This is a genomic window from Ideonella sp. P3_A4 (assembly GCF_056403075.1).
Window position 1 is genome coordinate 1 of record NZ_JBFUGE010000066.1, and the last position, 19165, is coordinate 19165.

Consider the following 19165-nt stretch of genomic DNA (forward strand, 5'->3'; position numbering starts at 1 on the left):
GCGTGAAGATCCGCATCGACTGCGGGTACCCCTGCCGGGGCGAACTGGACGGCACCACGGTGCTGGGTGCGTTGGCCTTGAACACCAAGACCACGGTCAAGATCCCGCTGTCGTGCTTTGCGAATGCAGGTGCTGACTTCGGCGTGATCGACACGCCGTTCCTGGTGCAAACCGACAAGCCGTTCGCAGCCAGCTTCGCGCGCGTCCGGTGGCTGGTCAACGCAACCGGCGACGCGGACACGCACGCCTGCGAAGACTTCGAGCCGCCGCCGCCGCCGGACATCGATCCGCTGCCGGGGCCGAGCGTCACGCTGCTGGGGCCGACCGGCTTCTTTGGTGATCTGGCGCCGGACAGCTGGTCGACCAACGGCACGCACGTGACGGCCAACGTGGCCAGTGGTGTCGCGGACTTGAAGTTCGCAGCTGATGGTGGCAACGGCACCTTCACGTTCAAGGGCAGTGCCGTCAACCTCAGCAACTATGCCGCCGGCACGCTGCAGTTCGAGGTCGCCGTCAGCAGCTACGGTGCCAACACCAAGGGCTTGGCCATCAAGATGGAAAGCCCGGGCGATGGTTGCCGCAATGTCGATTACGTCTTGCCCGACGCGGTGAAGCCGCCGGCCGATGGCCAGTTCCACACCGTGACGCTGGCCGTGGCCGACGTGGCGGGCACGAAGAACGCGCCGTGCTTCACGCTCGACAACATCGTCATCCCGTTCGGCATCTTCCCGGTCTGGGACGACCAGCAGGGGGTGGATTTCCAGGTGCGCAACGTGCAGTTGGTCGCACCTTGATCAAGGGCGGGCCCTTCCGGGCCCGCCCTGCCGTCACGACGTCACGATGTCAGTGTGCCGGCGCTTGCGGCGTCAAGATCAGCGCGTGGCTGAAGAACTCTTCGCCTGGCTTCCGGGCCGAGACGAGGATCTGGCCGGAGGCATTGATGCCCGATGCGCCAATGATCACCCACTGGGCTTGATCGGCGGCTGGAATGAGGCCGTTCAGGTCATAGGGCTCGTGGCCGTCGAAGACCCAGCCGCGCGAATGACCGTTCAGTGAGAACGATCCGACGACCCAGCCAGCGTCGTTGATGCGATCAGCGCTGCCACTGGAGGCCCCCACTGGCAGGGGCAGTTGCCTCATCTCGCCTGCGCTGTAGATGAACGGCATCCCCCCATCTTGGCCATCGGTGGCGGAGTCGCCGACCACCACATCGAAGTTGTTGATGTCGTGGGCGCCCGCGGCCGTGCCCGTCCCCAGCGCCCCCAGGTCCTGCACCCGGCCCTTGCGGTAGATGACCGCGTGCCAGGTGCCCGTCTCGACCTCGGCCACGCCGGCCACCACGCCGTTTTCGTTGATGGCGTTGGCGTTGCTCCAGCTGCCACCGAGCGTCGGCAACTTGGTCATCACGCCCTTCTTCCAGACGAAGCCCTGGATGCCGCCCTGGCCCGTCTCGCTGTAGCCGACGACCTGACCCTTGTCATTGATCCCCGTGGCCCAGCTGGACAGCGAACAGCCGCCGCAATCGTCCTCGGCGAACGCACCGATCTCCTTGGTCTCGACCCCATCGAAGACGTACGCGTGCTCGAGGGCCTTGTCGGTCGACGACGAGGCGGCGATATGGCCGAGCTTGTTGATCCCGCCGATACGGGCGAATTCACCCTGCGGCGCCCCGGGCAGCACCGGCGCCTCGGTGCAAACCTTGGCGGAGCAGACCGCCCCGATGAACCGGCCCTTCTTGATGATGGTCGCGGCGACCTTGGCCTTGTCGTTGAACGCCTCGCCCATGACCTGCTTGAGCTCGGGGTGCACCTGCTGCACCGTATAGGACGGTGTCTGTGCCGCGCTGACGCCGCACAGCGACATCACGGCGAACGCGCCGATCGTCAGTCGAATCGTGAACTTGTGTTGCATGACTTCCCACATTTCCATGTTGATAGAGCGCTGGCATGCCGCGCCGACGTTCGGCGCATATACCAACAACTCTCAAGGTTATGTTAGTCATCACGTGCGAATCGTCATCATTTCTCAGCTRCGCCCCACCTCAGCCTGCTCGTCGTCTGGCGCGTCCACGGTATTGCGGACGCCGTGAGCGAAAGGCGGGCCCGGGAGGGCCCGCCTTGCCGGGCGTCAGTTCGCCGTCGGCGTCAGGATCAGCGTGTAGGTCGTCTGCAGGTCCGACGGCTTCGTCGCGTGCACGAGGATCTGGCCCGATGCATTGATGTCCGTGGCGCCGTTGATGATCCATTGGGCCTGATCGGCGGCCGGGATCAGGGTGTTCAAGTCATAGACATCGTGGCCATCGTTCACCCACGCCCGACCGTGCGAATCGCCCATTGGCAGGTAGCCCCCGATCACCCAGCCAGCGTCGTTGATGCGGTTCGCCGAGCCGTTCAAGGCGTTGGCCGGCAACGGCAGCTGCTTCATCTCACCGGCGCTGTAGATGAACGGTCGCTCGCCGTTCGGGCCATCGGTGGTGCTGTCGCCGACCACGACATCGAGGTTGTTGATGTCCCAGGCTGTCGAACCACTGCCCGTGCCGAGCACGCCCAGGTCCTGCACCTTGCCCTTGCGATAGATGACGGCATGCCCGTAGCCAGTCTCCTCGACAACGGCACTCCCTACCGCGACACCACGCTCGTTGATCGCGTTCGCGCCGCTGGCCCAGCCGCCCAGCGTCGGCAGCTTGGTCATCACGCCGTCCTTCCACACGAAACCCTGGAAGCCACCGTCGCCGGTCTGGCTGCTGCCGACGACCTGGCCTTTGCTGTTCATGCCATAGGCGTAGCTGATCAGGGAGCAGCCGCCGCAGTCGTCTTCGGGGAATGCACCCAGGTCCTTGGTTTCGACGCCGTCGAAGAGGATGGCGTGCGCATACGTCTTGGCTGTCGGCGAATTGCCGACGACATGGCCGACCTTGTCGATCCCGCGCAGGCTCGCGGCGCTGCCCTTGGGCGCGCCCGCCAGCACCGGCACTTCGGTGCAGGTGGTGGTCGAGCAGACGGCGCCGACAAACTTGCCCTTCTTGTTCTTGATGGTCGCCGCGACCTTGGCTTTGTCGTTGAACGAGGTACCGAACATTCCGGCGAGTTCAGGGTGCACTTGCTGCACCGTGTAGGCTGGTGCCGCCAGCGTCGCGCCGCAAAGTGACATCAACGCAACCGTTGCAACCGTCAGACGGCTCGCGAATTTGACCTGCATGGGAATCCTCCAGATTTGGGTATTGATGGGCTTCGCAGCCAATGTCTGCGACCCTCAAGGTTATGCTGGACGGCATTTCAAATCTGGGGATGGTCAAGGAGGTGAAATGATGCGACCGATCATTTCTCTCCCGGTTCGCTTTGGACGCCCCTCAGCTTCGCCCCACTTCGGCCTGCTCGTCGTCAGGCGCGTCCACCGGCGGAATGGTCCGCAGCGCCAACTCGGCGCTGTTCAGCGAGCCTTCGATGAAGCCCTGGTAGTCGGAATAGGCCTCGCCGACGATGTGCACGTTGCGCGCACCGCTGCCGAAGTCGAAAGCCTTGAACGACTCCATCACCTTCCACGAGCGCACACCCGGTTGCCAGCCGTGATTGGCGGCGCCGTACGGCGCGCGTGCCCAGTCGCGGATGCCGTAGGTGATGATCGATTGCCGCACATGCGCCGCGGCTTCTTCGAGGCTCATGTGCTCGAACATGCGGCGCGCCTGGTCGGTCAGGTTGATGATCGGGTCACCCGCTGCCGCATCGGCCGCGGCCTGCGCCGCCGTCGCTTCGAGCGCGCGTTTCACGTCACGCGCGATGAACAGCGCAAACGCATCGACGATGCGCGGGTTCAGGTCGACCTCGGCGCGGTCGTGGCGCTGCGAGTCGATCACGTAGGGGCGCCAGAACTCGGTCGATGGGCGGTCCATGTACAGCAGCACCATGCCGTGGCCGTCGGGGTCGTTGTCGCGCGGGCGGCGGAAGTAGTGCACCTCACGCGTCGGCATGCAGTGCGCGTGCTGCTGCGGCGGCTGGTCGTAGTCCCACCACGGCGTGTTGCTGACGAGAAAGACCTTCAGCATCGGGAAGCCGTTGACGCTGTCGAGTTGCTCTTCGATGTGCTGCGGCAGGCTCGGCGCCAGCTTCACCAGCGGCAGCCGCGGCAGCGCGAGGATCAGCCGCTCGGCGCGCAGCGGCGTGACGCCGCTTTGCGTCTGCACGTCCAGTACCAGCGTCGAACTGCCCAGGCCCACGGGGCGGAAGCCGAGCAGCGTGTGGCCGCCGGCCAGCGTGATGTTGGGGTGGCGGCGCAGCTTGGCCAACAGCTCTTCGGTCAGGCGGGCGGAACCGCCTTCGATGCTGGCCAGCTCGCGGCCCACGGTCTTCAGCGCACGCAGCCACCAGATGATCCACTCGATCGCGTTCAGGTTCTCCGGGATCATGTGATAGAAGGTCCCGGTGTCGCGCAGCTTGACCAGCGCACGGTGGCTCAGGATGCCTTGCGCCGACAACGCGTTCCAGAAGCCTGTCGCCCACAGCGGCTGCCCATGCAGCTGCGCGTGCTTGCGAAAACGCATGTAGTCGTCTTCGGTCAGGCTGTCGATCCAGGCCTGGTCGTCGGGCGCTCGGCCCATGATCAGCATGATCCCGCGCTGCAGCAGCTGCAGCGAATTCAGGCCCTGCTCTTCCGGCGGCAACTCGCCATCGGGCGGCACGCCGCTGTCGGCGCTCGGGCCTGAGAACGGCACCAGGCCGACACCCAGCTCGTCGCACAGCGACGCGAAGCGCGGCTGCAGCGTCGGCTCGAAACGCATCGGCCCCATCTCGGCGATGAAGCCATCGAGGTCTTCGGTCTCGATGCGCCCACCCCAACGGTCCGACGCCGTTTCGAGGATCAGCACCCGGTTGCCTGCATGGGCCAACCGCCGCGCGCAGTACAGGCCGGCAATACCGCCGCCGGCAATGACGATGTCGTGTTCGGTCATGGTGCGCATTGTCCGACTTCCGTGCCGGCCAGATAGCCCCGCGCCGGGGCATCCGCCAGACACACCCGGCCCGCCGCATCCGCTGTGTTGAGGATTCAGCGCGGGCGCATTGATGGTCCATTGCCATCCATCGCCGTACGACCTGTGAAGGCCCGCACCATGCGCCACGTCCGCTTCCTGATGCTGCTTGCCGCGTTACTCTCCGGCGGCCTCGCCGGTTGCGCGATCAACCCCTTCATCGCACCAACGAGGGTCGAGCTCTCGAAAGGCGCCAATGCCAGCGAAAAGGTCCGGATAGCGGTCGACTATGCCGACCGCGTCTACGACGCCTACGCCACCATGCCCTCAAAGGAATTCGACCGACAGCAGGCGCTGAGCACCGGCTTGTTCGTCGTCGGCGCGGCCACACTCGGCATGGCCGCCGGCAGCGTGCACCGCGACGGGTTGATCGGTGCGGCCCTGATCGGCGGCACGGCCTACGAGATCGGGACCTGGAACAGCAATTCAGGCCGCCAGGCCATCTTCGTCGAGGGCCGTAAGTCCCTGGCCTGCGGCCGCGCAGCCATCTCGCCGCTGGACCTGAGTGAGGACGAGCTTCAACGCATCCGATGCCGGGTGGACGCCACCGTCAAAGCCGCCAAGGACGGCTCGAAAGCCGCTGGCGATGTGACGCGGTGGCTGTCGGTCGTCAGCAGCCAGGAAGATTCGCCCTCCGCCCTGGTGACGGCGTCGCAGGCCGAGTTGGCCGCCTTCGGCCAGCGGTACGACGCAGCCAATCAGGCGATCGTGCATGCCGGTGGGGCCGAACGGCTTGTCAGTGCGGCCGGCGGATTGCTGGTCGCGCACGTGGACAACGTGCGCACGCTGGTCGACRCGGCGCTCAACGACACGCTGTCCGCGCTGACAGCCTTGCCCAAGGCCATCGGCGACCTGGGCAAGTCGGCCGCCATCTTTGCACCTGGGCTGGACCTGGGTTCCACGTTGACGAAGAAGGTGACCGCACAGAAGGGCGCAGCAGGCACCGGATCGATCTCGGAAGCAGCCACCGCCGAGGACGGGGAAATCGACCCGAAGACTGGCAAGCCCGTGCAACGCGTCGAAAATGAATTGCGCCCGGCCGACCTGCTCAGCAAGGCCCTCGGCCGGCTGCGCCAGCATTCGGGTTCACTCGAGGTCGAGACCAACGCCCTGCGCGCGGTCGACCCGATGGCGCTGGAGAAGCTGCAAACGGCGATCGCCGCCTGCAACCCTGACTTGGCCAAGGCGATGCGACCACTGGCCGTCACCCCGACGACGATCAACATCGAAGCTGGCACCGCCGCCGCGGCAGCGGTGTCCATCTCCGGCGGCACCACGCCCTACACCGTGGCTGTGCTGAACACACCCATGAAAGGCATCAACTCCCAGATCCAGGCTGATGCCATCCTGCTCACAGCCGGCGCCGACACGGTCGCCGACAGCGTCTACCCGATCCGAATCAGCGACAGCACCGGTGCGAACATGATGGTCACCATCAAGGTGGTGGCCAAACCCGCGGCGGCGCCGACGACAGGCACAGACCCGAAGGCCGATCAGGCCAAGAAGGACAAGAACGCCGTCGGCACGAACAGCCCGAAGAAGAAGACCGAGACCGCCAAGGCACTTGAAGCGTGTGTCGCACCGGAAGCCGACAAGTGCGAAGTGGCCGGTGCCGAGTGCAGCTTCGAATGCGTCTCCAAAAAGCAGATGCAAGGCATTCGCCAGCGGTTGGGGCTCTCGCCAACGCCCGAGCAGTTCGACAAAGAAGTGCGAGAGAAGCTGCTGCAGCTGCAAAAGAACAAGTCGCTCTCGCCGACAGGCAAATACGACGCCGATACCGCCCGCGCGGTGCAGAACCTGTCCAAGAGCTGATCCAGCTGACGGTCCGCTCTCTCTTTTCTGCTGCCGGGAGACACACGATGCCATCCGTCAAAGGTGGTGCCCTGATCCGCAACAGCCTGCGGCCCAACTTTGCTGGCACGCTGGGCTGCGTCGTCGCGTCGGCCAACGACCCGGCGCGGCGCTACCTGCTCACCGCGGGCCACGTCATCGCCCGCGGCGGCTATGCCCGTGACGGCGAGGCCATCGAAGCCTTCACGCCGGACGGCTGGAAGAAGGTGGCCGAGTTCGAGAGGGCAGTGAAGCTGCGCGACGCAACCGGCGTGCAACAGACCTGCGACACGGCCGTCGCTCGGATCACCGACCCGGGTCTGGTCGCGGACGACATCGAGGGCTTAGGGGCACCGACCGGCTCGGCGACACGGTCGTTCGAGGGCATGCGGCTGCAGTTCTTTGGCGCGGCCAGCAAGCTGGTCTCGACGGCGCAGGTACAGAGCACAGATCGCGACGTCGACGTGATCTACAACAGCATGGTCGACGGCGGCACGTTCCGACTGAACTTCAAGCAGCAGACGATCTACGGCATCCGCAACGGTGTTGTGTGGCAAACAGCGACCCAGGGCACCGACAGCGGAGCGTTGATTCTCGACCAGGACGGTGTCGCGATCGGCCTGCACATCGCCCGCACGCCGAAGAACTTCGAGGTCGAGGCCAGCATCTGCACCCCGATACGCACGGTGCTGAACGCCTTGGGCGTGGTGCTGCCGGCCGAGGCAGGTTTGCAAACGGTGGCCTCGGCCCCACCGACCGCGGCCACCGTCAACGCACCAGCCGCGGGCACTCCGGCCCTGAGCGGCGCTGACTTGGTCGGCCAACTCAGCTTCGACGCGATCGGCGTCTCGTTGCGCTCCTTGATGGAGCCTCACAACTCCTTCGGCGGCGTGAAATGGCAGCTGACGCGCGATGGCTTGGTGGTCGACGACAGCCTCGACCGCAGCCCCGGAGCGTTGGTCACCGTGCCACGCGTGTGGCGGGACTTCGGCCCGATGATCGAAGCCTCGGCGCGTCAGCACCGGGTGCCTGTCGAGCTGATCATCGCCACCATCTGCACCGAGACGTCGGGCCGAGCCGATGCAGTGCGCACCGAACCTGGCTATGTGAGCGACACGGCCACACMCGACAAGGTTTCGCCGGGCCTGATGCAGACCTTGATCAGCACCGCGCGAAGCACCACGGGCAACCGGACCTTGACCCGCGCTGACCTGCTGCGCCCCGAGGTGTCCATCGATGCCGGGACGGCCTACATCAGCGAGCAGCGGATGTTGACCCGGTTGGACCCGCCCCAGGTGGCTTGCGCCTACAACGCGGGGCGGCTGGTCTTGAACGACGGTGTAGCCAATCGCTGGAAGATGCGGCAGTTTCCCATCGGCACCGGCGCCCACGCCGATCGCTTCACGCTGTGGTTCAACGACTGCTTCGCGTTCTTCGCGCAAGACCCGGCGCGGCTGTCCGGCGCCGCACCGAGCTACTTCCAGCTGCTTCGAAGGGGTTGACCATGTGGCGCTGGCTTTCACTGCTGTTGATGACGATGCTGGGCTGGTCGAGCGCGGCCGAAGCGGGCGCGCCCTGCCGGCCAATGCGCACGCTGCACGCCGGCGAAGTGCTGCAGCTTGACCCGCTGCAGACGACCCTCTCGCCGCGGCTCGAAGCCGTGATCGATGCGGATCTGGTCTTGAACGATGACGCCACCATGCTGGGCCTGGGGGCTGGCGTGGCCAGCATCAAGCTGGAACATGCGATTACGGTGCAACCGCAGACGCTGCAACGCGTCTCACTGGCCCAAGGAAGAGCCAGCCTGCGCTTCGACGCCGGCGCCCAAGGCCACGCCACGGCTTTGCGCGAAGGACGTCGTTACCTGATCACAGTCGACGACAAGGGCCAGGCGCTGAATGGCAACGGCAAGACGTTGGAGGTGCGGCCGCTGCTGATGCAGCCGCAGGCTTTCACGCTGATCGGCGGCACCCGCCTCACCCTCGATGCCACAGGCCACGCGGTGGTCAGCAAAGGGTCGACACTGCGTTGGCAGCTCGGCGACAACCCCGACTTCGAGTTTGCGCTCGTCAACCCGAGCCCGCTGGAAGAGACTGTGCCCCCCACCGCGGCGGACGCCGATGTGACCATCATCCAGCCATCGCGCCTGCTGCCCGGCAGCATGATGAAAGTGCAGGTTCGTGCGAGCGGCTTCGATTTCCGCACCCTGCCCTTGAGCTTCTGCTTCTCGGCCGGGGCGGAAAGCCAACCCGGCCTATCCACGCTGTCCGCGCCAGGCAAGCTGGTGTCCGAGTCCAGTGACGGCGCTTTGTTCGAGGTGCGATTGCCGGCGGAGATGGCACAGGCAGTTCCCCTGCAGTTGCCGGGTCGCGCCGCCACGCCTTTGGGCGCCTTGGACTCGTGGTTCGGCAAACCGGCCCGGGTGCGGGTGATGGGGCTGAACGGCGACAAGGTGGTGTTCGACGCCGGGCAGGTTTTCGTGACTTCGAACTACAGGATCGCGCTGGTGTCGGGCTTCATCCTGATCGCGGCGCTGATAGTGCTGAGTGGGCTGCTCTTCAAGGAGCCCAACCCCATGCGGCTGATGGGTCGCTTCGCGCGTCACCGCACCCAGCGCTTCAGCCTGTCAAACGTGCAGATCATGATGTGGACGCTGCTCGTGCTGTACGCGTTCTGCTTCGTCTGGGTGGCCAACGGCATCCTGCTCGACATCTCTTCGGGCGTGCTGGTGCTGCTGGGCATCTCTGGCGGCACCAGCGTGCTGTCGCGCGGGATCGACCAGATGGCTTCGGCCGGCGAGGCACCGCCGCCGATCGTCGACACCGCCAGCTTGAAGGACTTGGTCATCAACGACAACGGCGAGTTCGACCTGCTGCGGTTCCAGATGCTTGGCTTCACGCTGTTCACGCTGGCCTATTCGTTCGTCTCGGTGATCCGCAGTGAAGGCCTGCCGCAGATCCCGGACAACCTGTACATGCTGATGGGCATCAGCAGCGGAGCCTACGTGGGCGGCAAGGTGGCCGACAACATGAAACCCAAGGCCCCTGAGACCGGCACGGCGCCGAGCGGCTTCGAGAAGCGCTTGACGGTGGACGACATTCGCCCGCTGCAAAAGGCGCTGAAGGCCCCAGAAACCGGCAGCCTCGACGAGGCCACCCGGGCCGCGATAGCCCAGTACAAGGTCGAAGAAGGGATCGTCCCGGCGGATGGCAGCGTGAACGACCTCCTGCTGGCCAGGCTGAAGGACGCCGGCGCCGCCTCTTGAGTCAGCTAGGTGCTGCTGCGCCGATAAAACAGCAGCGAGCCTGACAGCAGCAGCAACGCGCCGCCACAGCATCGGTCCATCCACAGCACCGCGCGACGGTGCAGGAGACGGATCGCATGCGCGCCGACCGCGGCGTAGCCGAGCATCACGACGAAATCGAGCACGGCGAAGAGCAGGCCGATGACCAGGTACTGCGGCCACTGCGGCGCAGCGGCGTCGATGAACTGCGGCAGCAACGCCGAGCAGAACAGGTAGCCCTTCGGGTTGGTCACCGCGACCAGGAACGACTTGGCGAACACCGACCGCGCCGATCCACCGCCTTGCGTGGTCGCCCCCTGTGCCAAGTCCAGCCCGCCGCGTGAGCGCAACAGCCGCAGCCCCAGCCACGCCAGGTAGGCCGCGCCGACCCACTTGACGACCGTGAACCAGAATTCCGACGCGGCCAGAAGCGCGCCCAGGCCCAGCGCCACCGCGCCGACCAGCACGAAGTCCGATGCCATCGCGCCCAGCATGCCGGGCACGGCCCGCCGCAGGCCGAAGCGCGATCCATTGGCCAGGGCCAGCAGCACGGTCGGGCCCGGGGTGGCGATGGCGATCAGCGCCACCAGGGTGAAGGCGAGCAGCGTGGTGGGGTTCATGGCGTGATTGAAGCACAGTCCCTCACGACGGCGCATGCGGCGAAGCGGCTCGAAACGCGTCCTGAGGCCTACACTGCCCTGCGCTGTTTCTGCTGCCCGCCCCAACGTGCATTCCCTCCTCCTGCGCTGCCTGGTTCTGATGGCCTTGTCGATCGCGGCGATGGCCGCGATGGCTGTATCGCCGGCTGGCACCGCGAAACAACCGTCATTGGCTGTTGACGGGCAAATCGATCTGCGAGGGTGGGATGCCTTGCGCGATGGCGCAGTGCCGCTCGCCGGGTCATGGCGCKGGCACCCCAAGGCCTTCGTGGCGCCTGCCGCCTCGCCGGCACCGAGCGGGACCAGTACGTTGATCGAGGTGCCCAGTGCCTGGAACGCGGCCACCGGATCGGCGGCGTTCTGGGGCAGCTACGAGCTGACGGTGCAATGCCAGCGCGCGGACCGGCTCGCGCTGCTGCTACCAGCCCAGCACAGCGCGGCGCACTGGTACCTCAACGGCGAACTGATCCACCGGCAAGGCGAGCCCGCCGACAGCGCGGCGCAAGAGCAAGCGGTGGTCGGCACCCGGCTGATCCCGCTCACGGCGGCCAGCTGTCCGATGCGGGTGGTGGTGCATGTCTCGAACTTCTTGCATGCGCAAGGCGGCATGGTGCAGGCCGCCACACTGGGCGACGAAAGCATGCTGGGCCTGTATCGTGGCCGCAACCTGGCGTTGGACTTCGGTGTCATGGGCTGCTTCGGCCTGCTGGGGCTGCTGGCGCTGGCGTTCTACCTCGTACGCCGCAGCGAGGTGAGCGGCTTGTGGTTCTGCCTGTTCTGCCTGAGCGCTGTCGCCTACACGGGCATGGCGAACGAGCGGCTGCTGGAGCGCCTGGGTTTACCGTTCACGCTGCCCACGCACCTGCGGCTGGAGTACCTGGCCTGGCACCTGGGCACACCGCTGCTGCTGCTGTTCTTGCGCGAGCTGTTCCCGCACGAAACCCGCCTGCGCACGACGCAGGTGCTGCTGGTGGCGAGCCTGGCGCCAATGGTCGCGCTGCTGGCCATGCCGGCGCCGGTGTTCACCGCATGGTTGCCTTACCTGCAGGTGTTCACGCTGTGCAGCGTCGGCTGGCTGACGGCGCGACTGGTGCTYGCGCTTCGGCATCGGCGCGAAGGCGCCGCAGCGTTCCTGCTCGGCCTGCTGGTCTTCGCGGTGCTGCTGGTGGCCGACAGTCTGCAGATCCAGCAGCGTTTCGAATGGCAGCGCGCACCGTTCGGCATCCTGGCCTTCGTGCTGGCCGCCGCGGCGGCCATGTTGCAGCGGTTCGCTCGCGCGCTGACGGCGCAAGAGCTGCGCGGGCTCGAACAGCGGCACCGCACCAACCTGCTGGTGCGCGCCACCAAGGCCGGCATCCTGGACTGGGACATGACGACCGGCGGCCTCGGCTACTCCGAGCGCTACAAGCAGATGCTGGGTTATGCGGCCGACGCCGATACCAGCCGCTGGCCCAGCTTCTTCGAGCAGGTTCACCCGGAAGACCGCAACGCCGTTCAACAGGCCTTCGACTCGCAACTGAGCCAGCGCGCGCTGCGCGGCGGCTTCCGCGAGCACCCACCGCTGGCCTACCGGTTGCTGCGGGCCGACGGCGAGGCCATCTGGGTTCAGGCCGAGGCGGTGGCGCTGGTCGGCAACGATGGCCGCACGCTGCGCTACATCTGCACCTTCATCGACATCACGCACCTGAAGGCGACCGAGCAGGCTCTCGCCACCGAGCGCGAGCGGCTGCGGCTGCTGGTGCGCTCGACGAAAGCCGGCTTCGGCGATTGGGACGCGGTGCGCGACATCGTCACCTACAGCGATCGCTTCAAGGAGATGCTCGGCTACCCCGCCGACCACGACACCAGCATCTGGCCCAGCATCTTCGAGATGATGCACCCCGACGACCGCGAGCGGGCCCACGAGCAGTTCCGCCAGATGATCCRGCGCAAGCCGGCGAGCGGCGAGCAGGAGCCGGGCGAGCCGATGTCGTACCGCTTGCGCCGGCGCGACGCCAGCTTCGTCTGGATCCATGCCGAGGGCATCTCGCAGGTCGACGACACGGGCCGCACCGTCCGCTTCATCACCTCGTACCTGGACGTGACGCGTTTCCGCGAGCAGGAAGAAGCGCTGCGCGCGCAGATCGAGCTGACCCGTACCGAACAACGCCGGCTCGACCTGGTGGTGCGCGGTGCACGCGTGGGCATCGTCGACTGGGACGGCCACACGCACGAGACCTACTACTCGCCACGCCTGCGCGAGATCCTCGGCTACGCGGCCGATGCCGACACCGCCGACTGGCCGGACTACTTCAAGGTCATGATCCACCCGGACGACCGCGAACGTGTGACGCGTCGCTGGGTCGCCTTCATCAAGGGCAAAGGGCCCGAAGGCCCGCGCGGCGAGTACTACGCACCCGAGGAGTACCGCCTGCTGCGTGCCGACGGCGAGCACGTGTGGGTGCAGGTCAGTGGCATGGCGGTGCGCGACGACCGAGACTTCGTCGTGCGCTGGATCGCCGCCATCATCGACATCAGCGAACGCCGGGCGCAGGACCAGGCACTGCGCGCATCGCACGACCAGATCACCACACAGGCCGAGCAACTGGAACGCCAGAACGAAACGCTGAAAGAGAACGTGCGCCTGCGCGAAGACATGGAGCGCATCGGCCGGCACGACCTGAAGACGCCGCTGAACACCATCATCGCGGTGCCGCGGTTGCTGCGGGAGCGGCACCACCTGAGCGGTGACGACGAAGAGCTGCTGGGCATCGTCGAGCGCGCGGGCTTTCGCATCCTCAACCTGGTGAACCTGTCGCTCGACCTGTTCCGGATGGAGCAAGGCAGCTACGCCTTCCGGCCCCAGCCGGTGGACCTGCTGGAGGTGGTGCGCAACGTGGTGGCCGACGTGCGCGCCCATGCAGAAACCAAGCAGCTGCAGATCGCCATTCGCGTCGATGGCCAAGACGCCGCACCGGGCATGGCGGTGCACGCGTKGGCCGAAGAGCTGCTGTGTTATTCCATCCTCGCCAACCTGCTGAAGAACGCGATCGAAGCGGCACCGGACGGCAGCGCGATCACGATGGACCTGCGCACCGAAGCCCCGCTGCGCCTGACGCTGCACAACCTGGGCGCCGTGCCCGAATCGGTGCGCGAGCGCTTCTTCGACAAATACGCCACCGCCGGCAAGTCCGACGGCACCGGCCTGGGTACCTACTCGGCCTGGCTGATGGCGCGCATCCAGGGCGGCTCGCTGCAGATGCGAACCTCCGAGGCGGACGGCACGACGCTCGAATGGCTGGTTCAGAAAGCCAATCCGGCACTCGCTGATGCCCAGCGCGAACGCCAGGCCAGCGACCTGCGGCCGGTGCCAGTGCGGCCTGACCAACTGCCCACTTGGCGCGTGCTGGCCGTCGACGACGACGAGTTCAATCTGCTGGTGATGCGGCGCTACATGCCCACGCCRCCACTGACCGTGTTCACCGCCGTCAATGGGCGCGCCGCGGTGGAGCAGGCGCTGCAATGCCAGCCTGACCTGGTGCTGATCGACCTGGACATGCCGGTGATGAACGGGCTCGAGGCCACGCGCCGGCTGCGCGAACAGCAGCACCAGGGTGCACTGGGCGCATGCCGCATCGTGATGCTTTCGTCGCACGACGATGAGCAAACGCGCCAACGAGCGCTGGCGGCCGGCTGCGACCACTACCTGTGCAAACCGGTCTCGAAAGAAGTGCTGCTGCAAACGCTGCAATGGGCCGCCGGGCAGCTGCCAGCGCCGCCGCAGCCTGTGGTGCGAACCGCATCCGACGCTGCAGCCGACCCGGCCGACGTCGTCATCGACCCCGATCTGCGCGATCGCATGCCGGCCTTTCTGCAATCGCGCCGCGAGCTGCTGGCCGCCTTGGAGGCGACGGGCCTCAGTGGCGATGAACCGGGCGCACGCCGCCAGGCCCACCGGCTGGCGGGCAGCTTCGCCCTCTATGGGCTGCACTGGGCCGCCGCACAGTGCGGCAAGCTGGAGCACGGCACCTGGACGCAGGCCGAGCTGCAATTGACACTCGCCGCGCTGCGCAGCCACATCGACGGTGTGGAATCACGCACACGGCCTGCGGCGACTGCGCCACAGTCTGGCCTGTAGCGCCCAGACAATCCCGGCAAAAGGAAACACAGATGGCCGACAAGCCCAGGATTCTGATCGTCGACGACGATCCCGCCGTGACCGAACTGCTGGAGCTGAAGCTCGACGCACTGTTCGAAGTCCATGTCACCAACGACCCGCGCGAAGTGCAGGCACTGGCGATCATGCTCAAGCCTGCAGCTGTGGTGTGCGACATCGACATGCCCGAGATGGACGGCGGCGAGGTCTGCGGACGGCTGCACGCCGACCCGGTGACCCAGCGCATCCCCGTGCTCTACCTGACCTCGATGGTGTCATCGGCCGAGGTGGACTCGCTGGACGGCCAGGTCGGCGGCCGCCCGGGCGTGTCGAAGAGCGCGCCGGTTGGCGAGATCGCCCGCCGCATCGCCGAGGTGATCTCCGCGGGCTGAGGAGTTCACCTCCTCATGCCGGTGCGACTACCGCAGCACTGGTGACACGCGGTCGGCTGCGGCCAAGGCCTTCGCCTTGTCAGAGCCGGCACGCGATGGCCATGCAAGCCATACCGCTGCCGCCAGATTCCACGCCAGCTGCGCCAGCAGGATGCTGAGGATCGAGACCATGCTCATGTTGATGCCCGAGCCAACGACCGCGGCGCCGACCAGCGCGTTCGCGACCAGGCCCACTGCACCGGCAATTCGCGAACGGCCCGGCTCCCGCAGCAGCGCCATCGCCCAGACGACCGACCCCACCGCCTGCAGCAGCCAACCGATCTTGGCTGCATCGGTGAGAGCCAGCCCGGCGTAGTGCACCAGCTCATACGCCACGCGAACACGCTCGGGTGAGCCGACCACCGCGTCGGCCGCGATGTGCGGGATGACGAATCCGTCGACCACAGTGGCACCGACCAGCGCGACGCAGCCCATCAGGTAGCAGGCCAACCCGGCCAGCACCGCGGGCCGACGCAGCGACAGCCGATGGGCCAAGGTGGCGTAGCCGAAGGCATAGGCGCACAGGCTGGCGATGGCCACGCCGTGCACCCAGGCCTTCAGGCTTTGCAGCTGCGCGATGCTTTGCAGAATCGCCAGTTGGCCCTGGCCGCCGCCGCTCTCGTCGAGGGCCACGAAAACAGTCGAGACGATGGTGGCCAGTGCAATGCCGATGCCGGCGGCCTTGGTGCCGGCCGGCGCGACAGATGAGGAGGAATCGATTGCCATGGGGATATAGGGTGAACAACGGAAGGCCCACGCTACCCAGCCTCCCCGACAATCGCCCGAACATCCCGCAGCTGCCTGTTCGCTTGCGAACAGAAATTCGACAACTGTTCGGCAACCCGCCATGTCCGAAACCCCTTCAGCGCTGGACCGCCGCGCCCAGCGTTCGCGCGAGCTGATCCTCGAGGCGCTGTTCGCGCTGATGACCGAGCGCGGCTACGAACGGCTGACGATCCAGAACCTGATCGACCGCGCCGGCGTCGGGCGCGCCACCTTCTACGCGCACTTCGAAAGCAAGGAAGAGTTGCTGGCCACCAGCATCGGCCGGCTGCGGGCCTGGCTGGTGCAGATGCACCGCGCTGCTGGCGGCGAACCGCTCGGGTTCACGCTGCCGTTCTTCCAACATCTGGCCAGCCACCAGCGCATCTACCGCATGACCGTGGCGCGCGAAAGCGAAACCAGCGTCGAGCGCCACATCCGCCAGATGCTGGCCGAGCTGGTGCGCGAAGACCTGCGCCGCTGGCGCTCGCCGTCCACCGCGCGGCTCGACCTGGCGACGCACTACGTGGTCGGTGCGCTGTGGGCCAGCTTCATCTGGTGGATGGAGAGCGCGCAACCGTTGCCGCCGGAAGAGCTGAACACGCTGTTCCAGCAACTGACCTTCCCCGGCCTCGAAGCCACGCTGGCGATGGGCCATGAGGCGCCACGACCGGTGCTGCTCAAGCTGCCAAGCGCTGCCTGAAGAAGGCCAGGATCTCGTCGCGCGCGGCGATGGTCGGGTGGCCGGCCTCGTCAACCAGATGGGCCGTCACCACGCTGTGCGGGCTGGCCACCACCTTGTCAAAGAAGGGCGGCGTGTCGGGGTTGGCGGCACTGTCCGGCAGCACCCGCGCCACGAAGCGATCGCCCAGCGCCTGGGCATAGGCGGCAAAGCGCTGCGCGGTGCAGTAGCGGTCACCGTCGAAGCGGTAGGCCATCACGTTCAGGTTGTCACGCTCCAGCCGCTCGCGCACGGCCACCAAGTCGTCGGGCGAGATCTCCAACCCGGCGGGATCATCCAGCGGCAAGGTCGGCTGCGACAGCACCGGCGCCAGCATCGCCGGCTCCAGCATCATCGTCAGCGCGAAGTTGCCGGTGAAGCACATGCCGATCGCACCGACACCCGGCCCGCCGCATTCCTCGTGCGCCAGGCGCGCCAGCGCGCGCAACCACTGCGTCACCGGGCTCGATTCGTTGGCCGCCAAGGCGCGGAACTCGGCGCTGACGCAGGCCCGCCGAAAGACAGCGATCCCCTCGTCGACCTGCGGCACCGCGCCATCGCGGCCGAACAGCGACGGCATGTAGACGGTGAAGCCGGCCTCTCGCACCCAACGCGCAAAACGTGCGACCTGCGGGCTGATGCCCGGCATCTCGGTCATCACGATCACGCCCGGCCCGCTGCCGGCCACGTAGACCCGCTTGGTGCTGCCATCGAACGTAATGGAGCGTGGATCGAAATCGTCGAGCGGGTCGTCGGCATTCAGCTGATCGCTCTTCATCGTGCTGCCTCAGGCCGCAACAAGCAGGTGTTGAAGGTGGGCGTAACCGGCCGCCTGAGCGAACTGCGGCAACCGCCAGATCTCGCCGTTGACGCCCCAGGTACCGTCGGTCACCTCGTTCAGCACGAGTGAGGTCACGAGCTGGCGCCGCTCCTGGTCCGGCAGCGATTGATTGAACGCCGCTTGCACCAGCTGCGCGTAGCGCGAGCGCGCGGCGTCGTCCAGCACGCCCGCCGGCAGATAGACGATCACCAGGCACGGGATGAAGCGGCTGCTCACGTCGGCACCGCCGCAAGTCCAGTCCGCCGGGTCGATCTCGTCGACCAGCACCCAGCTGAGAAAACGCTTGGCCGGGTCGGCCGGGATGCGTTCGACGCTGGCCGCCGCCTCGTGCATGCGTTGGACCAGCGCGGCGCGGTGCTCGGCCGGAAAGGCGTTCTTCGGGATCTTCAGGACGATGTTCGGCATGTGCGCTCCGGGGCTGTTGATGCAGGTATTGAATGCCGAACCGCCTCGGCGCTACAGTGTCCCAATCGACATCTTTCGGGCTGATTCTGACAATGCGCGATTTCACCGTCATGGTGCTCGAAGGCGCCTACGCGACAAGCGTGGCCGTCACGCTGGACATGCTGGAAGCGGCGGCTGCGTTGGCGCCACGCCTCGGGCTGGTGGCGCCGACCTGGAAGCTGCTGTCTCCACACGGCGGTCCGGTAAAGCTCCGGTCTGGCCTCAGTGTCGACACGGCCAAGCTGCCCGCGCGGTCCGGCATCGATCGCTCGACCTGGATCGTTCCGGGGGTGGGTCTGGACACGCCCGCGGCGATCCAGCAGCGCTTTGGCGACGATGACGTGCAGCAAGTGCTCGCCGCACTGCGCCGGCATGCGAAGGCTGGCGGCGGCGTGGCTGCGTCGTGCTCGGCAGTGTTCCTGCTGCAGGCGGCCGGCCTGCTCGAAGGGCGTCGTGTGACCACCTCATGGTGGCTCGCGCCGCTGCTCAAGCGCCTGGCGCCCGACTGCACTGTGGACGCCGACCGCATGGTCTGCGCCGACGGCCCCATCGTGACGGCGGGCGCGGCCTTTGCCCAGACCGACCTGATGCTGCAMCTGTTGCGCGCCCGTTGCGGCAACGCCTTGACCGACCACGTGTCGCGCGTGTTGCTGGTCGATGGACGTCAAGCCCAGGCCCCGTTCATCGTGCCCGAGGTGTTTTCCAGTGGCGACGATCTGATCGGCCGCTTGGCTGCGCGCATCGAAGCCGCGCTGCCCGAACCGCCCAAGGTGGGCCAGTTGGCGCGCGAGTTCTGCATGTCCGAGCGCACCTTGGCACGCCACATCAAGCGCGCCACCGGCATGAGCACACTGGCTCTCGTGCAAAGCGTGCGACAACGGCGTGCCCGCGCGTTGCTGGGCGGCAGCCGCATGACGATCGAACAGGTGGCGGTTGCCGTCGGTTACCAGGACGCGACGGCATTGCGGCGCATGATGAAGCGCTTCGCCGGCGCCAACCCGAGCCGCTTCAGGACCGCCACCGCACTGGCATGAGT

At 66.8% G+C, this 19165-nt stretch carries 15 protein-coding genes; 8 read left to right on the top strand and 7 right to left on the bottom strand.

The annotated features are described in order from the left end of the window. Window positions 1-794 (top strand): putative glycoside hydrolase (locus tag AC1DYI_RS09370; protein WP_477203829.1); only part of this gene is annotated, 794 nt, incomplete at its 5' end. 49 nt (window positions 795-843) lie between these two features. Here the strand turns inward: AC1DYI_RS09370 and AC1DYI_RS09375 are convergent. From AC1DYI_RS09375 to AC1DYI_RS09385, 3 genes are all read right to left on the bottom strand, one after another. Further along, on the bottom strand, window positions 844-1911 hold the full coding sequence (locus AC1DYI_RS09375; RefSeq protein ID WP_477203830.1) for a hypothetical protein: 1068 nt from the start codon (window positions 1909-1911) through the stop codon (window positions 844-846). A 216-nt stretch (window positions 1912-2127) separates the two neighbouring features. Then, entirely contained in the window at window positions 2128-3198 is a 1071-nt protein-coding gene (locus AC1DYI_RS09380) for a hypothetical protein (RefSeq protein ID WP_477203831.1), read from the bottom strand. 151 nt (window positions 3199-3349) lie between these two features. Further along, a complete protein-coding gene (locus tag AC1DYI_RS09385; protein WP_477203832.1) occupies window positions 3350-4945 on the bottom strand; it encodes a flavin monoamine oxidase family protein in 1596 nt (531 codons plus the stop codon). Between the two features lie 159 nt (window positions 4946-5104). Between AC1DYI_RS09385 and AC1DYI_RS09390 the strand changes: the two genes are divergently transcribed. From AC1DYI_RS09390 to AC1DYI_RS09400, 3 genes are read left to right on the top strand one after another with little or no spacing between them, the layout of a single operon-like run. Beyond that, window positions 5105-6835: a hypothetical protein gene (locus tag AC1DYI_RS09390; protein ID WP_477203833.1), complete on the top strand. Its 1731-nt coding sequence runs from the start codon at window positions 5105-5107 to the stop codon at window positions 6833-6835. 47 nt (window positions 6836-6882) lie between these two features. Next, complete coding sequence (locus AC1DYI_RS09395) at window positions 6883-8355, top strand: transglycosylase SLT domain-containing protein (protein WP_477203834.1); 1473 nt, start codon at window positions 6883-6885, stop codon at window positions 8353-8355. A 2-nt stretch (window positions 8356-8357) separates the two neighbouring features. Beyond that, window positions 8358-10118, top strand: a complete 1761-nt coding sequence (locus AC1DYI_RS09400; RefSeq protein WP_477203835.1) for a hypothetical protein — start codon at window positions 8358-8360, stop codon at window positions 10116-10118. Between the two features lie 5 nt (window positions 10119-10123). On the opposite strand, the gene AC1DYI_RS09405 is transcribed toward AC1DYI_RS09400, so the two are convergent. After that, window positions 10124-10756 carry a LysE family translocator gene (locus tag AC1DYI_RS09405; RefSeq protein ID WP_477203836.1) on the bottom strand — a complete coding sequence of 211 codons (633 nt, stop codon included), beginning with the start codon at window positions 10754-10756 and terminating at the stop codon, window positions 10124-10126. Window positions 10757-10862: 106 nt separating this feature from the next. On the opposite strand from AC1DYI_RS09405, the gene AC1DYI_RS09410 reads away from it, so the two are divergent. Together AC1DYI_RS09410 and AC1DYI_RS09415 are read left to right on the top strand one after the other, a co-directional pair. Next, window positions 10863-14912: a hybrid sensor histidine kinase/response regulator gene (locus AC1DYI_RS09410; RefSeq protein WP_477203837.1), complete on the top strand. Its 4050-nt coding sequence runs from the start codon at window positions 10863-10865 to the stop codon at window positions 14910-14912. Window positions 14913-14944: 32 nt separating this feature from the next. After that, the gene (locus AC1DYI_RS09415) at window positions 14945-15322 is read left to right on the top strand and encodes a response regulator (RefSeq protein WP_477203838.1); all 378 of its coding nucleotides are present in this window, start codon (window positions 14945-14947) and stop codon (window positions 15320-15322) included. 27 nt (window positions 15323-15349) lie between these two features. Here AC1DYI_RS09415 and AC1DYI_RS09420 read toward each other — a convergent pair whose 3' ends face one another. Continuing rightward, window positions 15350-16087, bottom strand: coding sequence for a hypothetical protein (locus AC1DYI_RS09420; RefSeq protein ID WP_477203839.1), 738 nt, complete (start codon window positions 16085-16087; stop codon window positions 15350-15352). A 121-nt stretch (window positions 16088-16208) separates the two neighbouring features. On the opposite strand from AC1DYI_RS09420, the gene AC1DYI_RS09425 reads away from it, so the two are divergent. After that, a complete protein-coding gene (locus AC1DYI_RS09425) occupies window positions 16209-16826 on the top strand; it encodes a TetR/AcrR family transcriptional regulator (RefSeq protein WP_477203840.1) in 618 nt (205 codons plus the stop codon). Here AC1DYI_RS09425 and AC1DYI_RS09430 read toward each other — a convergent pair. Together AC1DYI_RS09430 and AC1DYI_RS09435 are read right to left on the bottom strand one after the other, a co-directional pair. After that, window positions 16804-17622, bottom strand: coding sequence for a dienelactone hydrolase family protein (locus tag AC1DYI_RS09430; RefSeq protein ID WP_477203841.1), 819 nt, complete (start codon window positions 17620-17622; stop codon window positions 16804-16806). The two genes, AC1DYI_RS09425 and AC1DYI_RS09430, sit on opposite strands and share 23 nt — an antisense overlap. Before the next feature lie 9 nt (window positions 17623-17631). After that, window positions 17632-18090, bottom strand: coding sequence for a tautomerase family protein (locus AC1DYI_RS09435; RefSeq protein ID WP_477203842.1), 459 nt, complete (start codon window positions 18088-18090; stop codon window positions 17632-17634). A gap of 92 nt (window positions 18091-18182) precedes the next feature. On the opposite strand from AC1DYI_RS09435, the gene AC1DYI_RS09440 reads away from it, so the two are divergent. Then, window positions 18183-19163, top strand: a complete 981-nt coding sequence (locus AC1DYI_RS09440) for a GlxA family transcriptional regulator (RefSeq protein WP_477203843.1) — start codon at window positions 18183-18185, stop codon at window positions 19161-19163. The last annotated feature ends 2 nt before the right edge of the window (window positions 19164-19165 follow it).